Raw genomic sequence first — 20414 nt, 5'->3', positions numbered from 1 at the left:
CCGGCCCGCATTCCGGCGATCGCTTTAGCGCCACGGCGGTGCCGGCGCCGTGACGCGCCGCAGGGTGAGGTTGCAGCGGCCGCCCGGCGGGAGAAAACCGAGATCGGCCGTCTCCGCGAGAAGGTCGCCGGCCGGGTAGAGCCGGTCGATGCCGTGGTAGATCAGGCGCGAGGGGCCGCCGATCACCAGCGCGTCGCCGGCCTGCAGGCGGATCGAGCGCGTCGGATCCGCGCGGCTCAGGCCGCCGTAGCGGAACAGTGCCGCCGCACCGAGGGAGAGCGAGAGGACGGGCGCCGAGAGATCCGCCTCGTCGCGATCCTGGTGGAGACCCATGCGGGATCCCGGCGCGTAGAGGTTGATGAGACAGGCTTCCGGCGGCACCGGACAGTTCGCCAACACCGCCCAGGCCGCGAGGGCGGTCGGCGGCATCGCCGGCCATGGCCGCCCGGTCTCCGGATGGTCCGGCTGATAGCGGTAGCCCGCGACGTCCGAGACCCAGCCGAGGGGACCGGCATTCGACATCCGTACGGAGAACGGCTTGCCGGTGCGCGGCATCCGCGGCGTCACGGGCGGCGCCGTTTCGAGGATGGCGGCGATCTCGGCGGCGAGCCGGGCGCGGGCCGTCGCATCGAGGAAGCCGGGATGGTGGATCAGGCCGGGGGCGAGTTCCGTCGCCACTCAGCGGCCCGCGTCGACATCCTGCTCCAGCACGATCTTCGAGGCGACCGTGGTGTCGCCGTTGAGGCGGTAGACCAGCGGGACCCCGGTCCGAATCTGGAGATCCGGCACCTGCTCCTCGTTCAGCCCATCGAGGACCATCGCCAGGGCGCGCAGCGAATTGCCATGGGCCGCCACCAGGACCCGCTGGCCGGCCATCACCCGCGGCAGGATCGCCGCGATGTAATAGGGCAGCACCCGCGCGGCAGTGTCCTTCAGGCTCTCGCCGCCGGGCGGCCGCACGTCGTAGGACCGGCGCCAGGTATGGACCTGCGCGTCACCCCATCGGGCGCGGGCCGCGTCCTTGTTGAGGCCGGAGAGATCGCCGTAATCCCGCTCGTTGAGGGCCCTCTGCCGAATGATCGGAACATCCGGGAGAGCCATCTCCTCCAGGATCAGCGAGCAGGTGCGCTGGGCCCGCAACAATTCGGAGGTGAAGGCGACATCGAAGCCGTAGCCGTCCCGCTTCAACCCGCGGCCGGCCGCCCGGGCCTCGGCGATGCCGCGCTCGGTCAGGTCCGGGTCGCGCCAGCCCGTGAACAGGTTCTGGAGGTTCCACTCGCTCTGGCCGTGCCGGACGAGGACGAGGAGCCGTTCCATGGATGCACCGCTCCCGGTCACAGGCCGAGGACGTCGGCCATCGTGTAGAGCCCCGGCGGCTTGGGATGCGCCCAGAGCGCGGCCTTGACGGCGCCCGTGGCGAACAGGCCGCGGTCGGCGGCGTGGTGGCTGATCGTCAGGCTCTCGCCGGTGCCAGCGAAGATTACGCTGTGGTCGCCGACGACGCTGCCGCCCCGCAGGGTGGCGAAGCCGATATCGCCGGGCCGGCGGGCGCCGGTATGCCCGTCCCGGGTGGAGACGCGGACCGTCTTCAGGTCGACGCCGCGGCCCTCGGCGGCGGCCTCGCCCAGCATCAGCGCCGTGCCGGACGGCGCATCCACCTTCATGCGGTGATGCATCTCGGCAATCTCGATGTCGAACTCGTCGCCCAGCGCCTTCGCGACCCGGCGGACCAGCTCGGCCATCAGGTTGATGCCGAGCGACATGTTGCCCGATTGAACGATCCGGGCATGGTACGAGGCCGCCTTCAGCTTGGCGAGATCGTCCTCGGACAGGCCGGTCGTGCCGACGACGTGGACGATGCGGGCCTGGGCCGCCAGTTCGGCGAAGGCCACCGTGGCGGCGGGCGCGGTGAAATCGAGGACGCCGTCGGCGGCCGCGAAGGCCGCGAGCGCGTCATCGGTGACCGGCACGTCGAGGGGCTGGAGACCGGCGAGCAGGCCCGCATCCTGCCCAAGGGCCGGGGAGCCTTCGCGCTCGATCGCCGCCGAAAGCGTACAGCCCTCGGACTGCGCCACCGCGCGGATCAGCATCCGCCCCATGCGCCCGTCGGCGCCGACCACCACGAGCCGCATTCCGTTCCCCAACCCACCTTGCTGCGCGCAGGATCCGCACCGCGCCGACCCGTCCTGCGTCGGTGTCCGGGCTCCCCGTCTGCCGCAGGGGCGGCGGGAGCCCGGGCAACCTCACTCCTTCTCGGGGGCGATCTGCTCGAGGCCGCCGATATGCTTCTGCGCGTAGAGCGGCAGGCCGATCTGCTTGATCAGCTCCAGCTGCGTCTCGAGGAAGTCGATGTGCCCCTCCTCGTCCTCGGCCAGATCCTCGAACAGGCGCTTGGAGACCCGGTCGTTGATCGAATCGCAGTACTTCGCGGCCTCGAGATAGAGGCTGCGGGCCTCGTTCTCGGCGGCGAGATCGGAATCCAGGATCTCTTGGACGTTCTGGCCGATCCGCAGCGGGTCGAGCTCCTGCAGGTTCGGGAACCCGTCGAGGAACAGGATCCGGTCGATGAACCGGTCCGCGTGGTTCATCTCCTCGATCGATTCCTTGCGCCAGAATTTCGCCAGCTCGACGTAGCCCCAGTCATTGAGCATGCGGAAATGCAGCCAGTACTGGCTGACGGCCGTCAGCTCGCTGCGCAGGCCGCGATTCAGATACTCGATGACCTTGGTGTCGCCCTTCATGCCCCCGTACTCCTTACCGTGCTTTCAAGCGGGGGGTAGAAGCATCAGGCCGCGACTCCCTCATCCGCAGTTTGGAACTTCACCAAACTACACGCGCTTGCGCAAGTCGTCGTGCAGGCATGGCTGCTCTCCGCCGGCGCGGCTTGGCCCAGGGCACTCTGCATGATCGCCCGGATCGTGCGGGCGCAGCGCCCGCATTTCGGGCTGCAGCCGAGACAGGCATAGACCTGCGCGGGCGTGCGCGGGCAGCCCGGGCCGGGTGCGAGGCAGCTGCGGACCGCGCCGTCCGATATGACGTTACAAGAACAGACGATCATGCGCGCCGCAAATCCCGTCATCCCCGCGCCCGCAGCGGTCGTCGACGACCGTCCCGGGCACCTGCGCCAGTTTAGAAGAATTGAAAAGTAGCTGGCTTTTCAATGCCTTATCGGCTGCGGTCGACATGGCACCGCGGCCCGCGCGGGTCAAGGGCGTGCGATCTAAGTGCGCCCCAACGGTTCCGGGGCGCGTCAGCGCGCGAGTTCGCGCAGGCCGAGCCGGATGAGCACCTTGGCCTCCGCGCCCTCTCCCGCACCCTTGAGAGCCGCAGCGATGGCGGCGGCGGCCTGGACCTGCGGGTAGCCGAGATTGACCAGGGCGGAGACGGCATCCGCCACCGGCTGGGGGGCGGCGCCGTCCTCGACGGCTCCCGTGAGGGCAACGAGGGCGGGGTCGATCGGCGCGAAGGCCGGAGCCTTGTCCTTGAGCTCGGCGGCGAGCCGTGCCGCCAGACGCGGCCCGACCCCTGGAGCCCGGCTGATCGCGCCCTTGTCGCCGGTGGCGATGGCGCTGGCCAGCGCCTCGGGCTCCATCACCGAGAGCACGCCCAGCGCCACCCGCGCGCCGACGCCCTGCACGGTCTGAAGCAGGCGGAACCATTCCCGCTCGGCATCCGAGCGGAAGCCGTAAAGGCGGATCATGTCCTCGCGGACATGGGTTTCGATCGACAGCGAAGCGGGCTCGCCGACCTTGGGCATGCGCTGCAGGGTGCGCGCCGAACAATGCACGATATAGCCGACGCCCGACACGTCGAGGATCACGAAATCCTCGCCGAACGAGTCCACGACGCCCTTGAGCTTGCCGATCATGCCACGCCTGTCGCTGTCGCGGGATGCCTACAGAACCGCGGCGCCCTCCGCCAGACGTGCTTGAGCGCGCAGGGAGATCATGAAATCACGGGCGCCGCGCCGGCCGCGCTTGGCCGGTCACGGGGGGATGACCATGCGCGCGCCACTTCTTGCCCTGCTGAGCCTGCTGTGCTTCGGCCCGGCCCGGGGGGCGGACGATCCGTCAACGGCATCCGTTCCGGTCGCGCCGAGCGCGGATCCGACGCAGGTCCGGCCCGGGAGCTACGTGCTCGATCCGGATCACGGCAAGATCACGTGGTCTGTCTCGCATCTCGGCTACTCGACCTATTACGGCCAGTTCGCGGGTCTCAGCGGCACGCTCCAGCTCGATCCGAAGGCGCCGGAGAAGAGCCGCCTCGAGGTCACCGTGCCCCTGGGCGGCGTGATGACCGGGAGCGCGCGCCTGAACGAGCACCTCGCAGCCCCGGACTTCTTCGACACGGCCAAGTTCCCGAACGCCACCTTCACCGCCACGAAGGTCGAGCCCACCAGCCCGACCACGGCGCGGATCACCGGCGACTTGAACCTGCGCGGCACGGTCCGACCCTTTGCGATCGACGCCACGTTCAATCAGGCCGGCATCCATCCGGTGGATCAGCGCTACACCGTGGGCTTCGACGGCCGGGCGGTCATCAAGCGCTCGGATTTCGGCATCAACGCCTATCTGCCGCAGCTCGGCGACGAGGTGAGCCTGCGCATCGAGGGCGAGTTCAAGGCCGCGCCCTGACGATCAGCCCGATCGGCCGACTCGGTCCGCGGAGCCGAAGGCGCGGCTTCGCAGCCGGCAAGGTCCCCGCGCGGCGGAGCCCGGATCGCCATGCGCCGACGCCGGGAACCGACGGTGTTTCCGGATCCGGGCTCGCCTGCGGCGCTCCGAAACGACCATGCGGATGAACGGGCGGGCGGACCCACACGCCGAGGAGCTCGCTCATGTGCGGCGCCCCGCGGCCGCGCATAAGACCGGGTCGAGCCGCGCGGTCTGACCGGGCGGGTGACGCCTCGCCGCCGGGGGTGTAGTCAACCGCCGTCGCGGCGCCGCAGCGAAGGGATGCCCCCAGATGACGACGCTTCTCCTCAGCGGCACCCGGCCTCGTCCCGCGCATGACGGGCGTCTCACCGCGCAGGTCGGCGCCACCCTGGAGGTCTGAGCCGTGCGGCGTTCCGGTGTTTTCAGTCTTGCCCTGGTCCTGTGCTTCGCGGGAGCCGCCGCGGCGCAGGTCCCCGCGCCGGCCGCCCGCGCCCCTGCGCCCGCCGCGGCGGCTTCGCCCCTCGACAACTATGCGACGGCGGCGGCGACGACCATCATCGCCGAACAGGCCTGCCCGGGCGTGCAGGTCAGGGCCGGACAGCTCACGACGCTCCGTCTCGCGGCCCGGGTCAATGCCGGACAGGAAGCGATGCTGGAGGAGAAGCTGAAGCAGCGCGCCCTGCAGGTGCGCCAGCAGCTCGCCGCCGACGGTCGCGAGGCTTGGTGCTCCGAGGCTTTGGCCGCCTTCGGCCCCGAGGGCAGTGTCGCGAAGGGCGTCCTGGCGACCGGCGCCCCGATCCGCTGACGGAGCCCCGGGAGTCCGGCGCGGATTGACACGGCGGCATCAGGCCCGTAGTGACCCCGCATGGCGCGCGGCCTCTGTTTGAGGTCCGCGCGTTTCGCGTTGTCCGGGCGGAAAGCCCGCGCAATGACTTCAAACAAGAAGCCGGTCCAGGGGCAGCCGCCCCGGAGGCCGTTCGAGAACACGAGAGAACGATGTTCGCAGTCATCAAGACGGGCGGTAAGCAGTACCGCGTCGCCGCCAACGACACCATCACCATCGCCTCCCTGGCGGGCGAGGCCGGCGAGGCCGTGACCTTCGGCGAGGTCCTCCTGTTCGCCGACGGCGCGGGCGCGACCCAGGTCGGCGCCCCGACCCTGTCGGGCATCAGCGTCACCGGCGAGATCGTGCGCCACGGCCGCGACAAGAAGGTCATCGCCTTCAAGAAGCGCCGCCGGCAGAACTCGCGCCGCAAGCGCGGTCACCGGCAGGACCACACGGTCGTGCGCATCACCGGCATTTCGGCCTGACGCACGCCAGACGCTGGGCGCGTGAGGATCCCTGAGGGTCCGATCTGCGACCGCATCCAAGCCCATCAGATTTCGGAGTTCATCCCATGGCACACAAGAAGGCAGGCGGCTCGTCCCGCAACGGTCGCGACTCGGAAGGCCGGCGCCTCGGCGTCAAGAAGTTCGGCGCGGAAGCCGTGATTCCAGGCAACATCATCGTGCGTCAGCGCGGCACCAAATGGCATCCCGGCGCCAATGTCGGCATGGGCAAGGACCATACGCTCTTCGCGCTGGTACCGGGCCATGTCCGCTTCGAGACGCGCCGCGGGCGCGCCTTCGTGGCCGTAACCCCGCTGGCCGAGGCCGCGGAATAAGAGGCGGGCGCCTTTAGAGGCGAAGCTGGCGTCCCGCCCGGTGTCCCACACCGGACCGGAGACGTCGTTGCCGAGCCCCTGACGGGCCGGTTCGGACGGAACACCCGGGGAGGATGGGACGCCATCCTCCCCTTCGTCGTCTTGAGGCGGTGCCCCGGAGCCGGGAACGCCGCCCTGCGAGGGCACGATGTTCCCCGATCTGACCCGTGATGACGTTTTCCGGATTGAGACGCGGCGGCTGTGGCTGCGCTGGCCGACCGCCAAGGACAGGGACGCGATCCTGAAGCTGGCCGGTGATCCGTCTGTCGCCGCGATGCTGGCGCGGGTGCCGCACCCGCTTCCGGCCCCGGTGGTGGATGCGTTCCTGCTGCAGGCGCGCGCGCAGAACACCGCCGGGTCGGCCCTCACGCTCGCCCTCGCGCCGCGGGCGGCGCCCGGCAGCCTCATCGGTGTGATCAGCATCGAGGGGCGGACCGACGGACCGCCGGAACTCGGCTACTGGCTCGGGCAGCCCTATTGGGGCAGCGGCCTGATGGCCGAGGCCGTGACGGCTCTGTGCCACGCTTTCTTCGCCTATACCGGCGGGACGGAACTGGCTGCGTCGGCCCGCACGGTCAACCCGGCGTCCCGGCACGTTCTGGAGACCTGCGGCTTCGTGCAGGCCGGCAGCGCGACCCGGCCCTTCCCGGCGCGCGGCGCGGATCTGCCGGTCGATCTCTTCAGCCTCGACCGGCGGCGCTGGCAGAACCCGCCGTCGGAGCCGGCGATGACGCGGGCCGCCTGAGGCGGCCTTTCGGCGCCGGGGCTGGCCGGCCGCCGTCGACAAGGTGATGGTGCGGGTCGCGAATCCGCACCCGACAAAGGATTCAGGTCGTGAAATTCCTCGACGAAGCCAAGGTCTATGTCCGCTCCGGTGACGGCGGTCCCGGCTGCGTCTCGTTCCGGCGGGAGAAGTTCATCGAGTTCGGCGGGCCGAACGGCGGCGACGGCGGCCGCGGCGGCGATGTCTGGGTGGAGTGCGTCGAGGGTCTCAACACCCTCATCGACTACCGCTACCAGCAGCACTTCAAGGCCAAGAAGGGCGAGCACGGCATGGGCTCGAACTGCCACGGCGCCAACGGCGCCGACACGGTCCTGAAGGTCCCGGCCGGCACACAGATCTTCGCCGAGGACGGCGAGACGCTGCTCGCCGACCTGACCGAGGTCGGCCAGAGGATCCGCCTCGCCAAGGGCGGCAATGGCGGCTTCGGCAACGCCTATTTCACGACGTCCACCAACCGCGCCCCGAAGCACGCCAATCCCGGCCTGGAAGGCCAGGAGATGTGGATCTGGCTCCGGCTCAAGCTGATCGCCGATGCCGGCCTCGTCGGCCTCCCGAATGCCGGCAAGTCGACCTTCCTGGCGAGCGTCACCGCCGCGAAGCCGAAGATCGCCGACTACCCGTTCACCACCCTGCATCCCGGCCTCGGCGTGGTGCGCTCGGACGGGCGCGAATTCGTGCTCGCCGACATCCCGGGCCTGATCGAGGGCGCGCACGAGGGCGTCGGCCTCGGCGACAAGTTCCTCGCCCATGTCGAGCGCTGCCGGGTGCTGCTGCACCTCGTCGACGGCACGAGCGAGCATGCCGGCAAGACCTACAAGCTGGTGCGCGGCGAGATCGAGGCCTACGGCAACGGCCTCGCGGAGAAGCCCGAGATCGTGGCGCTCTCGAAGGCCGACGCCCTCGACGCCGACACGCTCAAGAGCCAGGTGGCCAAGCTGAAGCGCGCCGCCGGCCGCGCGCCGCTGGTCCTGTCCTCGGCGAGCCGAAAGGGCGTCCCCGAGGCGCTGCGGGCGCTCCAGTCCGAGATCGATGCCAGCGCCAAGGCCGAACGGAAGCCGGTGGACGCCTGGCAGCCATAGCCGTCGACCGGTTGTCCCGAGGACACGGCGGCCGGGACCGACAGGACCGGGTCTGGGCCCTGTCGGTCCGGCTGAAGCGTCGTCTCAGCCCTGCTTCAGCTTCGCGATCGTGTCGGCAGGGACGCCGGCGAAGTTGTTGGCGAGGAGGTAGTTCGGGCTCGCCTTGATCCAGGCATCGAGGTCGATTTCCTCGAACTTGCCGTTGTCCCAGGTCTGGACGATCTCGAGATCGTCGTCGCCGACGTTCTTGATCGCGTGGCCGAACCCCATGGGGATGTAGGCGACGTCGCCGGGCTTGAACTCCGCGACCTTGCCGCGGCCGCCCGAGCCGAACAGGGCCACCTGACCCTTGCCCTTCAGGTAATAGTGCCACTCGTTGGCGTTCACGTTCCAGTGGAACTTGCGCATCTGGCCCGGCCGGATCGTCATCACGCCGCCCGACATCGACTTGGACACCGGCCACTCGTCGACTGTGGCGAGGCGGAACGTGCCACCGTCGAAGTCGCGGACCGCGCGCGTATCCTTCAGGAGCCGGAATTTATGGGTCGATTCCTTCGGCCAGGGCGCGTCAAGCGCCTGGGCGAGCGGGATCACCGGCCCGGCCTGGATGTAGGCCTCGCCCTTCGGGAACGCGTTCAGCGCGGCTGTCGGCAGGCCGAAATCGAGGGCCAGCATGTCCTTCGGCGACACGTCGACCCAATCGGTGATCGAGAACGTGCCGTGCTCCGAGAAGGCGCCGTTGTCGAACGACAGGATGAAGTGGCACGGCTTGTCGCCGATCGTCTGGATCGAGTGGCCGTGCCCCTTGGGGAAGAACCACAGGTCGCCCGGCTCGTAGTTGTTGATCTCGCTCGCCCCCGAGGGATCGAGGACCACGGTCTGGCATCGGCCGTCGATGACGTAAGCCCACTCGGCCGCGATGGCGTGCCAGTGCAGCTCCCGCGACGCGCCGGGATCGAGGAACATGTGTACGCCCGCGATCCCCTTGCTGATGGGGAACTGGTGGACGGTCGCCTCCTTGGCCCAGCCGCCCGACGTGATCTTGGGGACGTTGCCGTCGAGCGAGAAGTGGAAGTCCGGCATGGCGCCGACATCCTTCGGGTCGTGGTAGGCGACCGGGGCGCCGGGGGGCAGCTGCTGAACGTCCCGTCCGAAGCCGCCGGCCCCGGGCGCCCCGTGATCGGTCGCCGCGGCGGCGGCCCCCTGGGTCAGGGCGACGAGACCGCCGGCCCCGAGGGCTGCGGTCCCGAGAAACGCGCGTCGATTCGCGTCCATCTTGTCTGTGTCCTGTGTGCTGAGGTCGAGCGCGCCGGGGCTCGGTGCAGTGCAGCGTCGAACCGGCCGCCGTGCTCCCGCGCCGCAATATCGATCTTTGGCATGCCACATACTCACGACCACGTGAGGGATGAGGCCGCTCGCAGGAACGTGTGCCGCGGTCGTGCCGGTCAACGATCTGGACGCGCCGGCGGCCCGAACCGCCCGGGCGCCGCGAGCCATGTCGTCGGGCGGCTGTTCAAGAGGCGGGTCTTGCTTCACACCCGGCTCGAACACGCGTTTTCGCAAGAATCATGATCCCTGCCCTCGAAGAATTCCGCCGTGTGGTCATCAAGGTCGGCTCGGCCCTGCTGGTCGATCGCAGTGCCGGCCGCCTGCGCCACGCCTGGCTCGCGGCGCTGGCCGAGGACATCGCGGAGCTGCACGGGCGCGGCGTCGACGTGCTGGTGGTGTCCTCCGGCAGCATCGCCCTCGGCCGGACGGTGCTGGGCCTTCCGCCCGGCGCCCTGCGCTTGGAGGAGAGCCAGGGCGCGGCCTCCGTGGGGCAGATCACGCTGGCCCGCCACTGGGCCGAGGCTCTGGGCCATCACGGCATCGTCGCCGGCCAGATTCTCGTGACGCCCCAGGATACCGAGGAGCGCCGCCGCTACCTCAACGCCCGCGCCACCGTCCTGAAACTCCTGGAGATGCGCGCCGTCCCGGTCGTGAACGAGAACGACACGGTGGCGACGTCCGAGATCCGCTACGGCGACAACGACCGGCTGGCGGCCCGGGTCGCCACCATGATCGATGCCGACGTCCTGGTCCTGTTCTCGGATATCGACGGTCTCTACACCGCGCCGCCCAAGAACGATCCGGAGGCCCGCCACCTCGCCGTCGTCGAGCGCATCACCCCGGAGATCGAAGCCATGGCCGGCGGGCCGGCCTCCGAGCTGTCGCGGGGCGGCATGCGCACCAAGGTCGAGGCCGCCAAGATCGCGGCCTCGGGCGGCACCCACTTGGTCATCGCCGACGGGCGCGGGAAGAACCCGCTCAAGGCGATGATGGAGGGCGCGCGCTGCACATGGTTCCTTTCAGGCTCCACCCCGACGGCCGCCCGCAAGACCTGGATCGCGGGATCCCTGGAGCCGCGCGGCACCCTGACGATCGATTCCGGTGCCGAGCAGGCGCTGCGGAGCGGCGCCAGCCTCCTGCCCGTCGGCGTCCGATCGATCGAGGGCAGCTTCTCCCGCGGCGACGCCGTGTTGATCCGTGATCCGGCGGGACGGATCCTCGGCCGTGGCTTGGTGGCGTATGACAGCGCCGAGGCTGCGCTCATCATCGGTCACCCGAGCGCGCATATCCCGGACTTGCTCAATTATCCGGGCCGCGCCTGGATGGTGCATCGCGATGACTTGGCACTGTTCTAGAAAATGCCGATCTAAACTAATCTATTTACAATTTTCCGCTCCGATCATTGCGCCCAATCACGAGCCGGCACTCTTGTCGGACCGGTGTCGGGTGTGCAAATACGGCGCTTTCCATCGTCTGGCCGTTCCTGCGGCCGTCGCACATCGAGGACGTCAGCGTGCCCGTCCTGAACCTGAGATCGGACTTCGCCGAGGCCGATACCCTGCCGGAGCAGATGGCGGCCATCGGCCGTCGGGCCCGCGCGGCGGCCCGGCGTATGGCGCTGGCCTCGGCGCGAACCAAGGACGGGGCGCTCAAATTGATCGCCGAGCGGATCCGGGCGAGCCGTGACGAAATCCTGAGCGAGAACGCGCGGGACGTGGCCGCCGCCCGGAGCGCGGGCCAAAGCGCCGCCCTGATCGACCGTCTCACCCTGGATCCCGGGCGGCTCGCCGGCATGGCGGATGCCGTCGAGAAGGTCGGCTCCCTAGCCGATCCGGTCGGACGTCAGCTGGCCGCCATCGAGCGGCCGAACGGCCTGCTGATTGAGCGCATCGCGGTGCCGCTCGGCGTCGTCGGGGTGATCTTCGAGGCGCGCCCGAATGTCACTGCGGACGCGGGTGCGCTCTGCCTCAAGGCCGGCAACGCCGCGATCCTCCGCGCCGGCTCGGACAGCCATCGCACGGCTATGGCGATCGCGCGGGCCATGAGCCGCGGGCTCGCCGATGCCGGCTTGCCGGAGGACGCCATCCAGCTGGTGCCGACCCGCGACCGCGCCGCCGTCGGGCTGATGCTCGCGGGCCTCGACGGTTGCGTCGACGTCATCGTCCCGCGGGGCGGTCGCGGCCTCGTGGAACGCGTCCAGGCCGAGGCGCGCGTTCCGGTCTTCGCCCATCTCGACGGCATCAACCATGTCTACGTCGCCGCAGCGGCCGACCTCGACATGGCCCGCACCGTGCTGCTCAACAGCAAGATGCGCCGCACGAGCGTCTGCGGCGCCGCCGAGACCCTGCTGGTCGACCGCGCTTGTGCCGCGACCCATCTTGCGCCGCTCGTCCAAGCGCTGCTCGAGAGCGGCTGCGCGGTCCGCGGTGATGCCGAGACGCGCGCCGTCGATCCGCGGGTGACCGCCGCCTCCGAGGAGGATTGGCATACCGAGTATCTCGACGCGATCATCGCGGTGCGGGTCGTCAACGGGATCGAAGCGGCCATCGAGCACATCGAGACCTACGGCTCGCATCACACCGACGCGATCATCACCGACGACGATACGGCGGCGACCCGTTTCCTCGCCGAGGTCGATTCGGCCATCGTCACCCACAACGCTTCCACCCAATTTGCCGATGGCGGCGAGTTCGGCTTCGGGGCCGAAATCGGCATCGCCACGGGGCGGATGCACGCGCGTGGGCCGGTGGGTGTCGAGCAGCTGACCACATTCAAGTATCGCGTCCACGGCAACGGCCAGACGCGCCCGTGACCTGCGCTGAAGATCCGGCGTGCGGCTGACCCTGCCGCCGAGCGCCCCCGGCATGCGGATCGGCCTCTACGGCGGGTCCTTCAATCCCGCCCATCTGGGCCACCGGCACGTGACCCTCGCGGCACTGCGTCGGCTCGGCCTGGATCGGGTCTGGTGGCTGGTGAGCCCGGGGAACCCGCTCAAGAGCCGGAGCGCCCTCCCCTCGGTGGAGGTACGGTCTGCCCAGGCCCACCGCATCGCCCGTCATCCGCGGATCGCCGTGACCGGCATCGAGGCGGCTCTGGGCGTCCGCTTCACGGTCCAGACCCTGCGCTTCCTCAAGCGCCGCTGCCCCGGCGTGCACTTCGTCTGGATCATGGGGGCGGATTCTCTCGGCACCTTTCATCGCTGGAAGGGTTTCGCCGAGATCGCCCGGCTCCTGCCGATCGTCGTCATCGACCGGCCGGGTTTCACCATGACACCGCTCAGCGCCCGGGCTGCGCGGCGCTTGGCCGACGCCCGGGTTCCCGAGGAGGCGGCATCGACCCTCGCGCTGCGGCCGCCGCCGGCCTGGGTGTTCCTCCACGGACCCCGTTCGAGCCTGTCCTCCACGCAGATTCGCGCAAGTACGGGGCCAACGACGTCACGACGGCCGCAAGCGCGGTTGCAATCGACGACCGATACCGCCAATTTCATGTCATCCCGCACGGCATGACGCCGCCGTGCGGCAGAACGAGGAACCAGGACTCTGCCCGAGACCAGCCGCACGGAGATGATCCGCACCCCCGTCCAAGCCCCGGTGGAAGCCGGTCAGGCGCGCTCGGACGACCTTAAGGCCCTTGCGCTCGAATGCCTCGATGACATGAAAGCCGAGGAGACGATCGCAATCGATCTGGCCGGCAAGACGTCGCTCGCCGACACGATGATCATCACCTCTGGGCGCTCGCAGAGGCATGTCGGCTCGATCGCCGACAAGATCGTTCAGGAAATGAAGAACCGCGGCTTCGGCAACGCCCGGGTCGAGGGCCTCCCGGCCTGCGACTGGGTGTTGATCGATGCCGGCGACGTGCTGGTGCACATCTTCCGTCCAGAGGTCCGCGGCTTCTACAACCTCGAGAAGATGTGGGGCGCCGACCGCCCGGTCGGGATCGCGGCCGGCTGATCCGGACCGCGGCCGATGCGCCTGATTCTGGCCGCAGTCGGACGTCTGAAGGCCGGTCCTGAGCGCGAGCTGGCCTCACGATATCGCGACCGTGCCGCGCAACTCGGTCGCGGGCTCGGCTTCGCCACTTGCGACAGCATCGAGATCGCAGAATCCCGTGCCCGTCGCGCCCTCGACCGATGTGCCGAGGAGGCGGCGGCCCTGACGGGCCACATGCCGTCTGGCGGTGTACTGGTCGCCTATGACGAACGGGGTCGTGCCGATATCGGAAGCGAGGCGCTGGCCGAACGCGTTGCCGCTTGGCGCGATGCCGCGCGGCCGGCACTCGTGGTGGCGATCGGGGGGCCGGACGGTCTCGACGCCTCAATTCGGACGAAGGCGGAGTTGATCCTGTCTTTCGGGGCCGCCACCCTGCCCCATGGACTCGTGCGCGTGCTCGCTCTCGAACAGCTCTACCGCAGCCTCACCATCCTGTCGGGGCACCCCTACCATCGCGGTGAGGCGGGCTGACCCCCTATGGCCATCCCTGAGATGACGGCCGGGTCGAAGTCCGCGTCGAGACGCGCGCTGCAGACGCTGACCCTGGTCGCCCTCGTCTCGATCGGCTCGGCCGCGCGGTCGGAGACGCCTCCGGCCACCGACCCCGAAGCCATTCAGCGTGCCAATGAGGAACGTGAGCGCCGGGCCGAGAATCTGAAGCGCGTCCAGGATGCGATCGCGGCCAGTGCCGGCCAGCGTTCGCAGTTCGAGTCGGAGATCGCAGCCATCGGCTCCGACCGGGCGAAGCTCGACGCCGCCCTTCTCGATGCGGGCCGACAGGCGCAGGCGACGGAAGACCGCCTGAGCCGCCTGGAGGAGCGCCTGAAGGCGATGAGCGAGAGCGAGGCAGCGATCCGCCACTCGCTGCAGGGCCGACGCGGCATCGTCGCCGAGATCCTGGCGGCGCTCCAGCGCATGGGGCGCAGGCCGCCGCCGGCCGTTCTGGTGAGCCCTGAAGACGTGCTCGCGGCGATCCGGACCTCGATGCTGCTTGGCGCGGTCGTGCCGGAACTGCGCGGCGAGGTCGACACCCTGGCGGCCGATCTCGCGGAAATGATCAGGCTGCGCGGATTGATCGCGCAGGACAAGGAAGGGCTGTCCAATGACCTTGCCGGATGGGCGCGCGAACAGCAGCGCCTGCAGGCGCTGGTCGCCGCCCGCCGCGCCCGTCAGGCCGAGATCGAGAGCGGCCTCACGGCCGAGCGCCGCAGGGCCGCCGAACTCGGTGCGCAGGCCAAGAACCTGAAGGACCTGCTCGATCGCACGGAGGCAGAGGTCGCAGCGGCGAAGCGCTCCGCCGAGGAGGCCAAGGCAGCGGCCGAGCGAGAGGCGCGCATCACCCAGGAGCGCTTCGCCGCGGCCGGCTTCCGCGACCCCGCCCGATTGGCACCCAAAGTCCACTTCGCCGAGGCGCGGGGCGAAGTGCCGCGGCCGGTGAGCGGACGCGTCGCACGCGGCTTCAACCAGCCCGATGGCAATGGTGGCACCACCCGCGGCGTGTCGTTTACGACCCGTCCCAAGGCGTCCGTCTCGTCCCCGGCCGACGGGTGGGTCCAGTTCGCCGGGCCGTTTCGGTCCTACGGGCAACTCTTGATCATCAACGCTGGCGACGGCTACTATCTTTTGCTAGCGGGGATGGATCAGATCAGCGTCGAGGTCGGTCAGTTCGTGCTCGCGGGCGAGCCGGTCGGCACCATGGGCGAGAAGAGCGCAGGTCCCGGCGGGTCCGAGGGTGATCCCACCCTGTACGTCGAGTTCAAGAAGGACGGCGGCTCCATCGATCCGGAGCCGTGGTGGGCGAAGAGCCCGAACAATACGGTACTTGGCGAGAAGGTTCGCGGCTGATGCGCAAGACTTCCCTGATCATGCTCGGCGCCTTCCTCGGTGCCGGCACCTCCATGGTGGCCACCCAGACCGACTTCCTGTCGGGCCCGCGGGCGGTGGCTGCCTCAGCCGAGACCTATCGCCAGCTCAGCCTGTTCGGCGACGTTTTCGAGAAGGTCCGCACGGACTACGTCGAGAAGCCCGACGAATCGAAGATGATCGAGGCAGCCGTCAACGGCATGCTGACGTCGCTCGACCCGCATTCGAGCTACATGGACGCCAAGGCGTTCCGTGACATGCAGACCACGACGCGCGGCGAGTTCGGCGGTCTCGGCATCGAGGTCACGATGGAGGACGGCCTGATCAAGGTCGTCACGCCGATCGACGATACGCCGGCTGCCAAGGCAGGGCTGCTCGCCAACGACATCATCACGCAGATCGATGACGATCAGGTTCAGGGCCTCACCCTGAATCAGGCGGTCGACAAGATGCGCGGCCCGGTGAATTCGAGCGTCAAGCTCAAGATCACCCGCAAGGAATCGAAGGATCCGATCGACGTCACGCTCACCCGCGACGTCATCAAGATCAAGCCGGTACGCTCGAAGGTCGAAGGCGGCGACGTCGCCTATATCCGCCTGACCCAGTTCAACGAGCAGACCTTCGACGGCATGCGGGCTGCGATCGACAAGCTGTCGAGCGAGATCGGAGCCGACAAGATCAAGGGCTACATCGTCGACCTGCGCAACAATCCGGGCGGCCTGCTCGATCAGGCCGTGATGGTCTCTGACGCCTTCCTGGATCGCGGCGAGATCGTCTCCACCCGCGGCCGCAATCCGGACGAGACCCAGCGCTTCTCCGCCAAGGCGGGCGACCTGACCAAGGGCAAGCCGATCGTGGTGCTCGTCAACGGCGGCTCGGCCTCGGCCTCCGAGATCGTGGCCGGCGCCCTGCAGGATCACAAGCGCGCGACCATCATGGGCACGCGCTCCTTCGGCAAGGGATCGGTGCAGTCGATCATCCCCCTCGGCGGTTCGGGCGCCCTGCGTCTGACCACGGCGCGCTACTACACGCCGTCGGGTCGCTCGATCCAGGCCAAGGGCATCGAGCCGGATGTCGAGGTCCTGCAGGAGGTCCCGGACGAACTGAAGGGTAAGGACGAGACCAAGGGTGAGGCAGGGCTGAAGGGTCACCTGAAGCAGAAGGATACCGACGAGCGCGGTGGATCCTCCGCCTACGTTCCGCCGGATCCGGCCAAGGACAAGCAGCTGATCTCGGCGGTCGACTTCCTGCACGGCATCCAGAAGGGCGCCGCCAACGGCACGCCTTCGGCGCAGCAGCAGAAGCCCAGCCTGCCGAACTGACGGCGTTCGGAACGCCCTGACGACCCGATCCCGCCCGGCGCCGCGCCGGGCGGGATTTTCCGTTCCGGGACCGGGCATTAGCGGAACGTTAACCATAACCGCCGGCAATGGACGGAAGGATTGGCGTATTGCCGATCGGCGCAGCAATCGTGATCCCGCATCGAGAGCCGCTTGACCGAGTCCACGGACGATATCCTCACGCGCCCCCTCGGGGTGCCTGAGGCGGTGCCGACGCAGCCCACGAGCCGGCTCGGGCAGCTGATCGCGGCTGCCCGGCGGCCCCGTATCGCTGCTGCCGCGATCGCGGCCGGCTTTGCAGTGGCAGCCGGCCTTGTCCTCGCCCTCGGGGATCCCGACGGCGGCGAACCGCGCGTGCAGGTCGCGATCGCGATGCGCGAGGCCACGATGCGTCCGGCCACACAGGCGCCTCCCACCCTGCAGCCCCAGGTCCTTGCGACTGCCCCCAGCACGGCCCCGCTTCAGCGCAGCGCCGAGGAGGTTGAGACCGCGTCCGGCGTGACGGTGGTGCGGCCGCCCGGCAGCGGTCCGAGCGATGCGGTGGTGATCCGCGTACCGCCGCCCAATGCACCGCGGCTCGTCCCGGCGCCTGATCCGCGGATCAGCGAGGCCGGACGCCACGGGCTGATGCCGAAGCTCGGCGAGGGGCGCATCCGCCCGCTCGACGTCTATGCCCGCTCCGAGGAACCCGGCACCGGTCCGCGCATCGCCATCGTGGTGACCGGCCTGGGCATCGGCCAAGCCACGACGGCCGTGGCCACCGCTCGCTTGCCCGCCGCCGTCAGCCTCGCCTTCCTCCCCTATGGCGGCGAGGCCGAGCACGCGGCCGCACGTGCGCGGGATGCCGGCCACGAGATCTTCCTGCAGCTGCCGATGGAGCCGTTCGATTACCCTGACAGCGATCCGGGGCCCCAGACTCTGCTGACGGCCCTGAAGGGACCGGAGAATGCCGATCGTCTCGCCTGGGCGATGACGCGCTTCTCGGGCTATGTGGGCCTCGTGAATTTCATGGGCGCCAAGCTGATGGCCGATGCGGCCTTCGAGCCGGTGCTGCGCGAGATCGGCGCCCGTGGCCTGGGGTTCCTCGACGACGGAACGGCGCCCAAGGCCGCGACGATGCCCGCCAACAAGGGCAAGACACCGATCGCCCGCGCCGAGATCGTCCTCGACACCACGCCGCGCGCCGACGCCATCGATGCGGCCCTGGCGCAGGCGGAAGCCCGGGCGCGTGCCAATGGCTTCGTCCTCGTCTCGGCGACCGGAACGGCACTGAGCGTCGACCGGATCGCCCGCTGGGCGAAGGACATCGACGCCCGCGGTCTGCGCTTGGTCCCGGCGAGCGTTGCGCTGCGCGGCGTCCGCGACAAGCGGGTCTCGACGGCAGATTGAGGACGCGCGTGATTATAGTCAGCGCAAGTAGATCCACCCCCACCGGGATCGGGAAAGACTTGGGCGGCGTTGCCGCAACGGCCACCCCTGACCTATGGTCGTCTCGATGGTAACGGATTCGGACCTGGGCACCGCCCTGCCCTACCGCCCCTGCGTGGGCATCGCGCTGATTGCGCCATCGGGCGGCGTGTTCGTCGGACGGCGCAAGAAGGGTGCGGGTTCTGAGCATGTGGCCGGCCCGCACATGTGGCAGATGCCTCAGGGCGGCATCGATCCCGGCGAGGATCCCGAGGCCGCCGCGCGCCGCGAACTCTATGAGGAGACGAACGTACCGCCGGAGGCCGTGAAGCTCCTCGCCGAGATCCCCGAATGGCTCGCCTATGATCTGCCACCGGCCGTGATGAAGCAGGCCTGGAAGGGTCGGTATCGTGGCCAGACGCAGAAATGGTTCGCCTACGGCTTCCTGGGCAGCGAGGACGTGATCGACGTGCTCAATCCCGGGGGCGGCGCCGACAAGCCGGAATTCGATGCGTGGCGCTGGGCGCAGTTCGCCGAACTTCCCGATCTGATCGTCCCCTTCAAGCGGCCGGTCTACGAGGGGGTCGTCGCGGCCTTCTCCGGTCTCGATCGATGGTCGGCGCAGCCTTGACCGCGCGGACGGGGCGCTGAGGCCATGCGCTGGCTCGCGATCCCGCTCGCCCTGGCCGTCGCGTGGCTTGCCTTCACCATGAGCCCGCTGTGGTCGCTCTACGACCTCGCGCAGGCGGTCCGCCGGCACGATGCCGCCTATGTCGAGGGCCATGTGAACTTCAGGACCCTGCGACTTTCGCTGGTCCGGCAGATCACCGCGGCAATGCGCACGGCATCCGAGACCGATCCTGACCTCGAGCCCCGCGACCGCCAGCGCCTCAACGACGCCGCCTACGGCCTGGCGCTTGCACTCTCCGAAACGATGGTGACGCCGGAAACGGTGATGGACCTTCTGGCCAATGGCTGGCCCGACAAGCTCGATGTCGAGCGGCCGGCCGGCGCTCATCCCGAGGGCTTGGCGATCCGCGGTCTCGGGCGGCTCGTGTCATACTATACGGCGTTGGAGATGCGGGGCTTTCGCGCCGTCGTGATCCCGATCCCGCCCGAGGGGTCCCGCACCGAGCGCACGCGCATCCGGCTGCGGCTGCGCGGGTTGAGCTGGCGCCTCGTGGATATCGAGATGGCCGATGTTCTGCGCGAGCAGATCGCCGCCAAGTTGGGCCGGGCTCTGGCCCGCGCCAAGATCGGCGCCAGCGCCGGCGAGGAGCGTTAGACGGCGGGCCCTCGACGCGTCCGGCCGACTTCCGCGCCCGCGTATTCGGGTCGACGCGGAATTGCGCCTGACCCGTGCCGTACGGAGCGGGGCATGGCTACTTCGCCGTCGGGGTGCCGCCGGCTGCCTTGGGCTGGCGCGCCTCGTTCAGATCCTCGGCCTTCTCCTCATCGGTGTCGCCGCTCTGCTCGATGGTCTTGCTCGGGTTGGCGAGGAGCGACCGGACGATGCCGAGAAGCACCTCGCACTCGCCGGGAAACTTGTAGCTCTCGAGGACGATCGCGGCATCGCGCAGGGTCCGCAGGTCGCGCACCAGCTGGGCATTGGCATCCTCGCGCAGCTCGCTCTTCTTGGCGATCGCCTCCTCGATCTGCGCGCCTTTCACGTCGCAGGCGGCTCGGGCCGGCGATGCAGCGATCGCGGCGGCGAGGGCGAAGCCGATTGCGGGAAGGGAGCGCCACATGGCGGATGTCCTCGAAGGTCCAGTTCAGACGGCATGAAGGAGCGCGGCGCGCAGGACGTCCTGCGTCAGCGCCACGAGTTGGCTCGGACGATAGGGCTTCGGCACGAACACCGAGCCTGGAACGGCCTCGCACGGCGGAAGGCAAGCCCGGCCGCCGGAGGTGTAGACGACCGGGAGGTCGGGAGACAGCTCGCGGGCACAACGCGCCAGCGACAGGCCGTTCGTATTGCGGGCGAGGTCGATATCCGTGAAGAGCAGGTCGACGCTCTCGCGAGCCAGGATGGCCTCGGCTTCCCAGGCATCCGCAGCGGTGAGCACCCGATACCCTTCCTCGAGCAGCGCCTCGGCGGCCAGTTCGCACACGGTCGGCTCATCCTCGACGATCAGGATCGTGGCGGCCCGGTCCGGGACGGGCATGGACGGGCAGACGAATGCGGCGGCGAACGGAACCATGACGCAACTCCCACTCACCCGGCGGGGGCTCGATGGCCCCGGGCCGGATCGTAAGGGCAAC

Annotated in this window: 25 protein-coding genes; 16 read left to right on the top strand and 9 right to left on the bottom strand. The window is 69.4% G+C overall.

From position 1 onward, the window contains the following. Positions 1 to 24 precede the first annotated feature (24 nt). The 6 genes from BM396_RS06085 to ruvA all read right to left on the bottom strand — a co-directional run bounded on the left by BM396_RS06085 (position 25) and on the right by ruvA (position 3868). On the bottom strand, positions 25 to 678 hold the full coding sequence (locus BM396_RS06085; RefSeq protein WP_043380313.1) for an alpha-ketoglutarate-dependent dioxygenase AlkB: 654 nt from the start codon (positions 676 to 678) through the stop codon (positions 25 to 27). Then, positions 679 to 1317: a 2,3-bisphosphoglycerate-dependent phosphoglycerate mutase gene (locus BM396_RS06080; RefSeq protein ID WP_043380315.1), complete on the bottom strand. Its 639-nt coding sequence runs from the start codon at positions 1315 to 1317 to the stop codon at positions 679 to 681. Positions 1318 to 1334: 17 nt separating this feature from the next. Further along, positions 1335 to 2132 (bottom strand): 4-hydroxy-tetrahydrodipicolinate reductase, encoded by a 798-nt coding sequence (gene dapB / locus BM396_RS06075; protein WP_043380318.1) that lies wholly within the window; start codon positions 2130 to 2132, stop codon positions 1335 to 1337. A 111-nt stretch (positions 2133 to 2243) separates the two neighbouring features. Beyond that, positions 2244 to 2741, bottom strand: coding sequence for a bacterioferritin (gene bfr / locus BM396_RS06070; protein WP_043380322.1), 498 nt, complete (start codon positions 2739 to 2741; stop codon positions 2244 to 2246). 44 nt (positions 2742 to 2785) lie between these two features. Further along, the gene (locus BM396_RS33245) at positions 2786 to 3058 is read right to left on the bottom strand and encodes a (2Fe-2S)-binding protein (RefSeq protein ID WP_081948583.1); all 273 of its coding nucleotides are present in this window, start codon (positions 3056 to 3058) and stop codon (positions 2786 to 2788) included. A gap of 192 nt (positions 3059 to 3250) precedes the next feature. Next, positions 3251 to 3868: a Holliday junction branch migration protein RuvA gene (gene ruvA, locus BM396_RS06060; protein WP_043352190.1), complete on the bottom strand. Its 618-nt coding sequence runs from the start codon at positions 3866 to 3868 to the stop codon at positions 3251 to 3253. 133 nt (positions 3869 to 4001) lie between these two features. On the opposite strand from ruvA, the gene BM396_RS06055 reads away from it, so the two are divergent. The 6 genes from BM396_RS06055 to obgE all read left to right on the top strand — a co-directional run bounded on the left by BM396_RS06055 (position 4002) and on the right by obgE (position 8221). Further along, positions 4002 to 4634, top strand: coding sequence for a YceI family protein (locus BM396_RS06055; RefSeq protein WP_043380324.1), 633 nt, complete (start codon positions 4002 to 4004; stop codon positions 4632 to 4634). A 424-nt stretch (positions 4635 to 5058) separates the two neighbouring features. Continuing rightward, a complete protein-coding gene (locus BM396_RS06050; RefSeq protein WP_043380327.1) occupies positions 5059 to 5460 on the top strand; it encodes a hypothetical protein in 402 nt (133 codons plus the stop codon). Positions 5461 to 5651: 191 nt separating this feature from the next. Further along, positions 5652 to 5966 (top strand): 50S ribosomal protein L21, encoded by a 315-nt coding sequence (gene rplU, locus BM396_RS06045; RefSeq protein ID WP_010683509.1) that lies wholly within the window; start codon positions 5652 to 5654, stop codon positions 5964 to 5966. Positions 5967 to 6052: 86 nt separating this feature from the next. Next, the gene (gene rpmA / locus BM396_RS06040; protein ID WP_043352185.1) at positions 6053 to 6319 is read left to right on the top strand and encodes a 50S ribosomal protein L27; all 267 of its coding nucleotides are present in this window, start codon (positions 6053 to 6055) and stop codon (positions 6317 to 6319) included. 187 nt (positions 6320 to 6506) lie between these two features. Further along, the gene (locus BM396_RS06035) at positions 6507 to 7103 is read left to right on the top strand and encodes a GNAT family N-acetyltransferase (protein ID WP_043380331.1); all 597 of its coding nucleotides are present in this window, start codon (positions 6507 to 6509) and stop codon (positions 7101 to 7103) included. Between the two features lie 89 nt (positions 7104 to 7192). Then, positions 7193 to 8221, top strand: a complete 1029-nt coding sequence (obgE, locus tag BM396_RS06030; protein ID WP_043380334.1) for a GTPase ObgE — start codon at positions 7193 to 7195, stop codon at positions 8219 to 8221. Positions 8222 to 8305: 84 nt separating this feature from the next. Here the strand turns inward: obgE and BM396_RS06025 are convergent, their stop codons facing one another. After that, the gene (locus BM396_RS06025; protein WP_043380337.1) at positions 8306 to 9496 is read right to left on the bottom strand and encodes a cupin domain-containing protein; all 1191 of its coding nucleotides are present in this window, start codon (positions 9494 to 9496) and stop codon (positions 8306 to 8308) included. A gap of 293 nt (positions 9497 to 9789) precedes the next feature. Here BM396_RS06025 and proB point away from each other — a divergent pair, with 293 nt between their 5' ends. The 10 genes from proB (at position 9790) to BM396_RS05975 (ending at position 19437) form a co-directional block, all read left to right on the top strand. Further along, positions 9790 to 10905 (top strand): glutamate 5-kinase, encoded by a 1116-nt coding sequence (gene proB, locus BM396_RS06020; protein WP_043358093.1) that lies wholly within the window; start codon positions 9790 to 9792, stop codon positions 10903 to 10905. A gap of 158 nt (positions 10906 to 11063) precedes the next feature. Continuing rightward, positions 11064 to 12362 (top strand): glutamate-5-semialdehyde dehydrogenase, encoded by a 1299-nt coding sequence (locus BM396_RS06015; RefSeq protein WP_043380340.1) that lies wholly within the window; start codon positions 11064 to 11066, stop codon positions 12360 to 12362. 19 nt (positions 12363 to 12381) lie between these two features. Then, entirely contained in the window at positions 12382 to 13056 is a 675-nt protein-coding gene (locus tag BM396_RS06010) for a nicotinate-nucleotide adenylyltransferase (RefSeq protein WP_043380342.1), read from the top strand. A 57-nt stretch (positions 13057 to 13113) separates the two neighbouring features. Then, entirely contained in the window at positions 13114 to 13503 is a 390-nt protein-coding gene (rsfS, locus tag BM396_RS06005) for a ribosome silencing factor (protein ID WP_075381505.1), read from the top strand. 15 nt (positions 13504 to 13518) lie between these two features. After that, a complete protein-coding gene (gene rlmH / locus BM396_RS06000; RefSeq protein ID WP_043380345.1) occupies positions 13519 to 14013 on the top strand; it encodes a 23S rRNA (pseudouridine(1915)-N(3))-methyltransferase RlmH in 495 nt (164 codons plus the stop codon). A 6-nt stretch (positions 14014 to 14019) separates the two neighbouring features. Continuing rightward, positions 14020 to 15387 carry a murein hydrolase activator EnvC family protein gene (locus tag BM396_RS05995; RefSeq protein WP_091994723.1) on the top strand — a complete coding sequence of 456 codons (1368 nt, stop codon included), beginning with the start codon at positions 14020 to 14022 and terminating at the stop codon, positions 15385 to 15387. Next, positions 15387 to 16727, top strand: coding sequence for a S41 family peptidase (locus tag BM396_RS05990; RefSeq protein ID WP_043358098.1), 1341 nt, complete (start codon positions 15387 to 15389; stop codon positions 16725 to 16727). Before BM396_RS05995 ends, BM396_RS05990 begins: the two co-directional genes overlap by 1 nt. Before the next feature lie 171 nt (positions 16728 to 16898). Then, positions 16899 to 18134 carry a divergent polysaccharide deacetylase family protein gene (locus tag BM396_RS05985; RefSeq protein WP_043380347.1) on the top strand — a complete coding sequence of 412 codons (1236 nt, stop codon included), beginning with the start codon at positions 16899 to 16901 and terminating at the stop codon, positions 18132 to 18134. Between the two features lie 94 nt (positions 18135 to 18228). Beyond that, complete coding sequence (locus tag BM396_RS05980; protein WP_043380350.1) at positions 18229 to 18783, top strand: RNA pyrophosphohydrolase; 555 nt, start codon at positions 18229 to 18231, stop codon at positions 18781 to 18783. Positions 18784 to 18807: 24 nt separating this feature from the next. After that, positions 18808 to 19437, top strand: a complete 630-nt coding sequence (locus BM396_RS05975; RefSeq protein ID WP_043380352.1) for a DUF2939 domain-containing protein — start codon at positions 18808 to 18810, stop codon at positions 19435 to 19437. Between the two features lie 97 nt (positions 19438 to 19534). On the opposite strand, the gene BM396_RS05970 is transcribed toward BM396_RS05975, so the two are convergent. Together BM396_RS05970 and BM396_RS05965 are read right to left on the bottom strand one after the other, a co-directional pair. Further along, complete coding sequence (locus BM396_RS05970; protein ID WP_043358110.1) at positions 19535 to 19900, bottom strand: hypothetical protein; 366 nt, start codon at positions 19898 to 19900, stop codon at positions 19535 to 19537. Between the two features lie 24 nt (positions 19901 to 19924). Beyond that, complete coding sequence (locus tag BM396_RS05965) at positions 19925 to 20353, bottom strand: response regulator (protein ID WP_043380355.1); 429 nt, start codon at positions 20351 to 20353, stop codon at positions 19925 to 19927. Between the last annotated feature and the right edge of the window lie 61 nt (positions 20354 to 20414).

This window comes from Methylobacterium sp. UNCCL125 (assembly GCF_900116795.1).
In the GTDB taxonomy this organism is placed as follows: domain Bacteria; phylum Pseudomonadota; class Alphaproteobacteria; order Rhizobiales; family Beijerinckiaceae; genus Methylobacterium; species Methylobacterium fujisawaense.
This window is presented reverse-complemented; position numbering and strand designations above follow the sequence as displayed.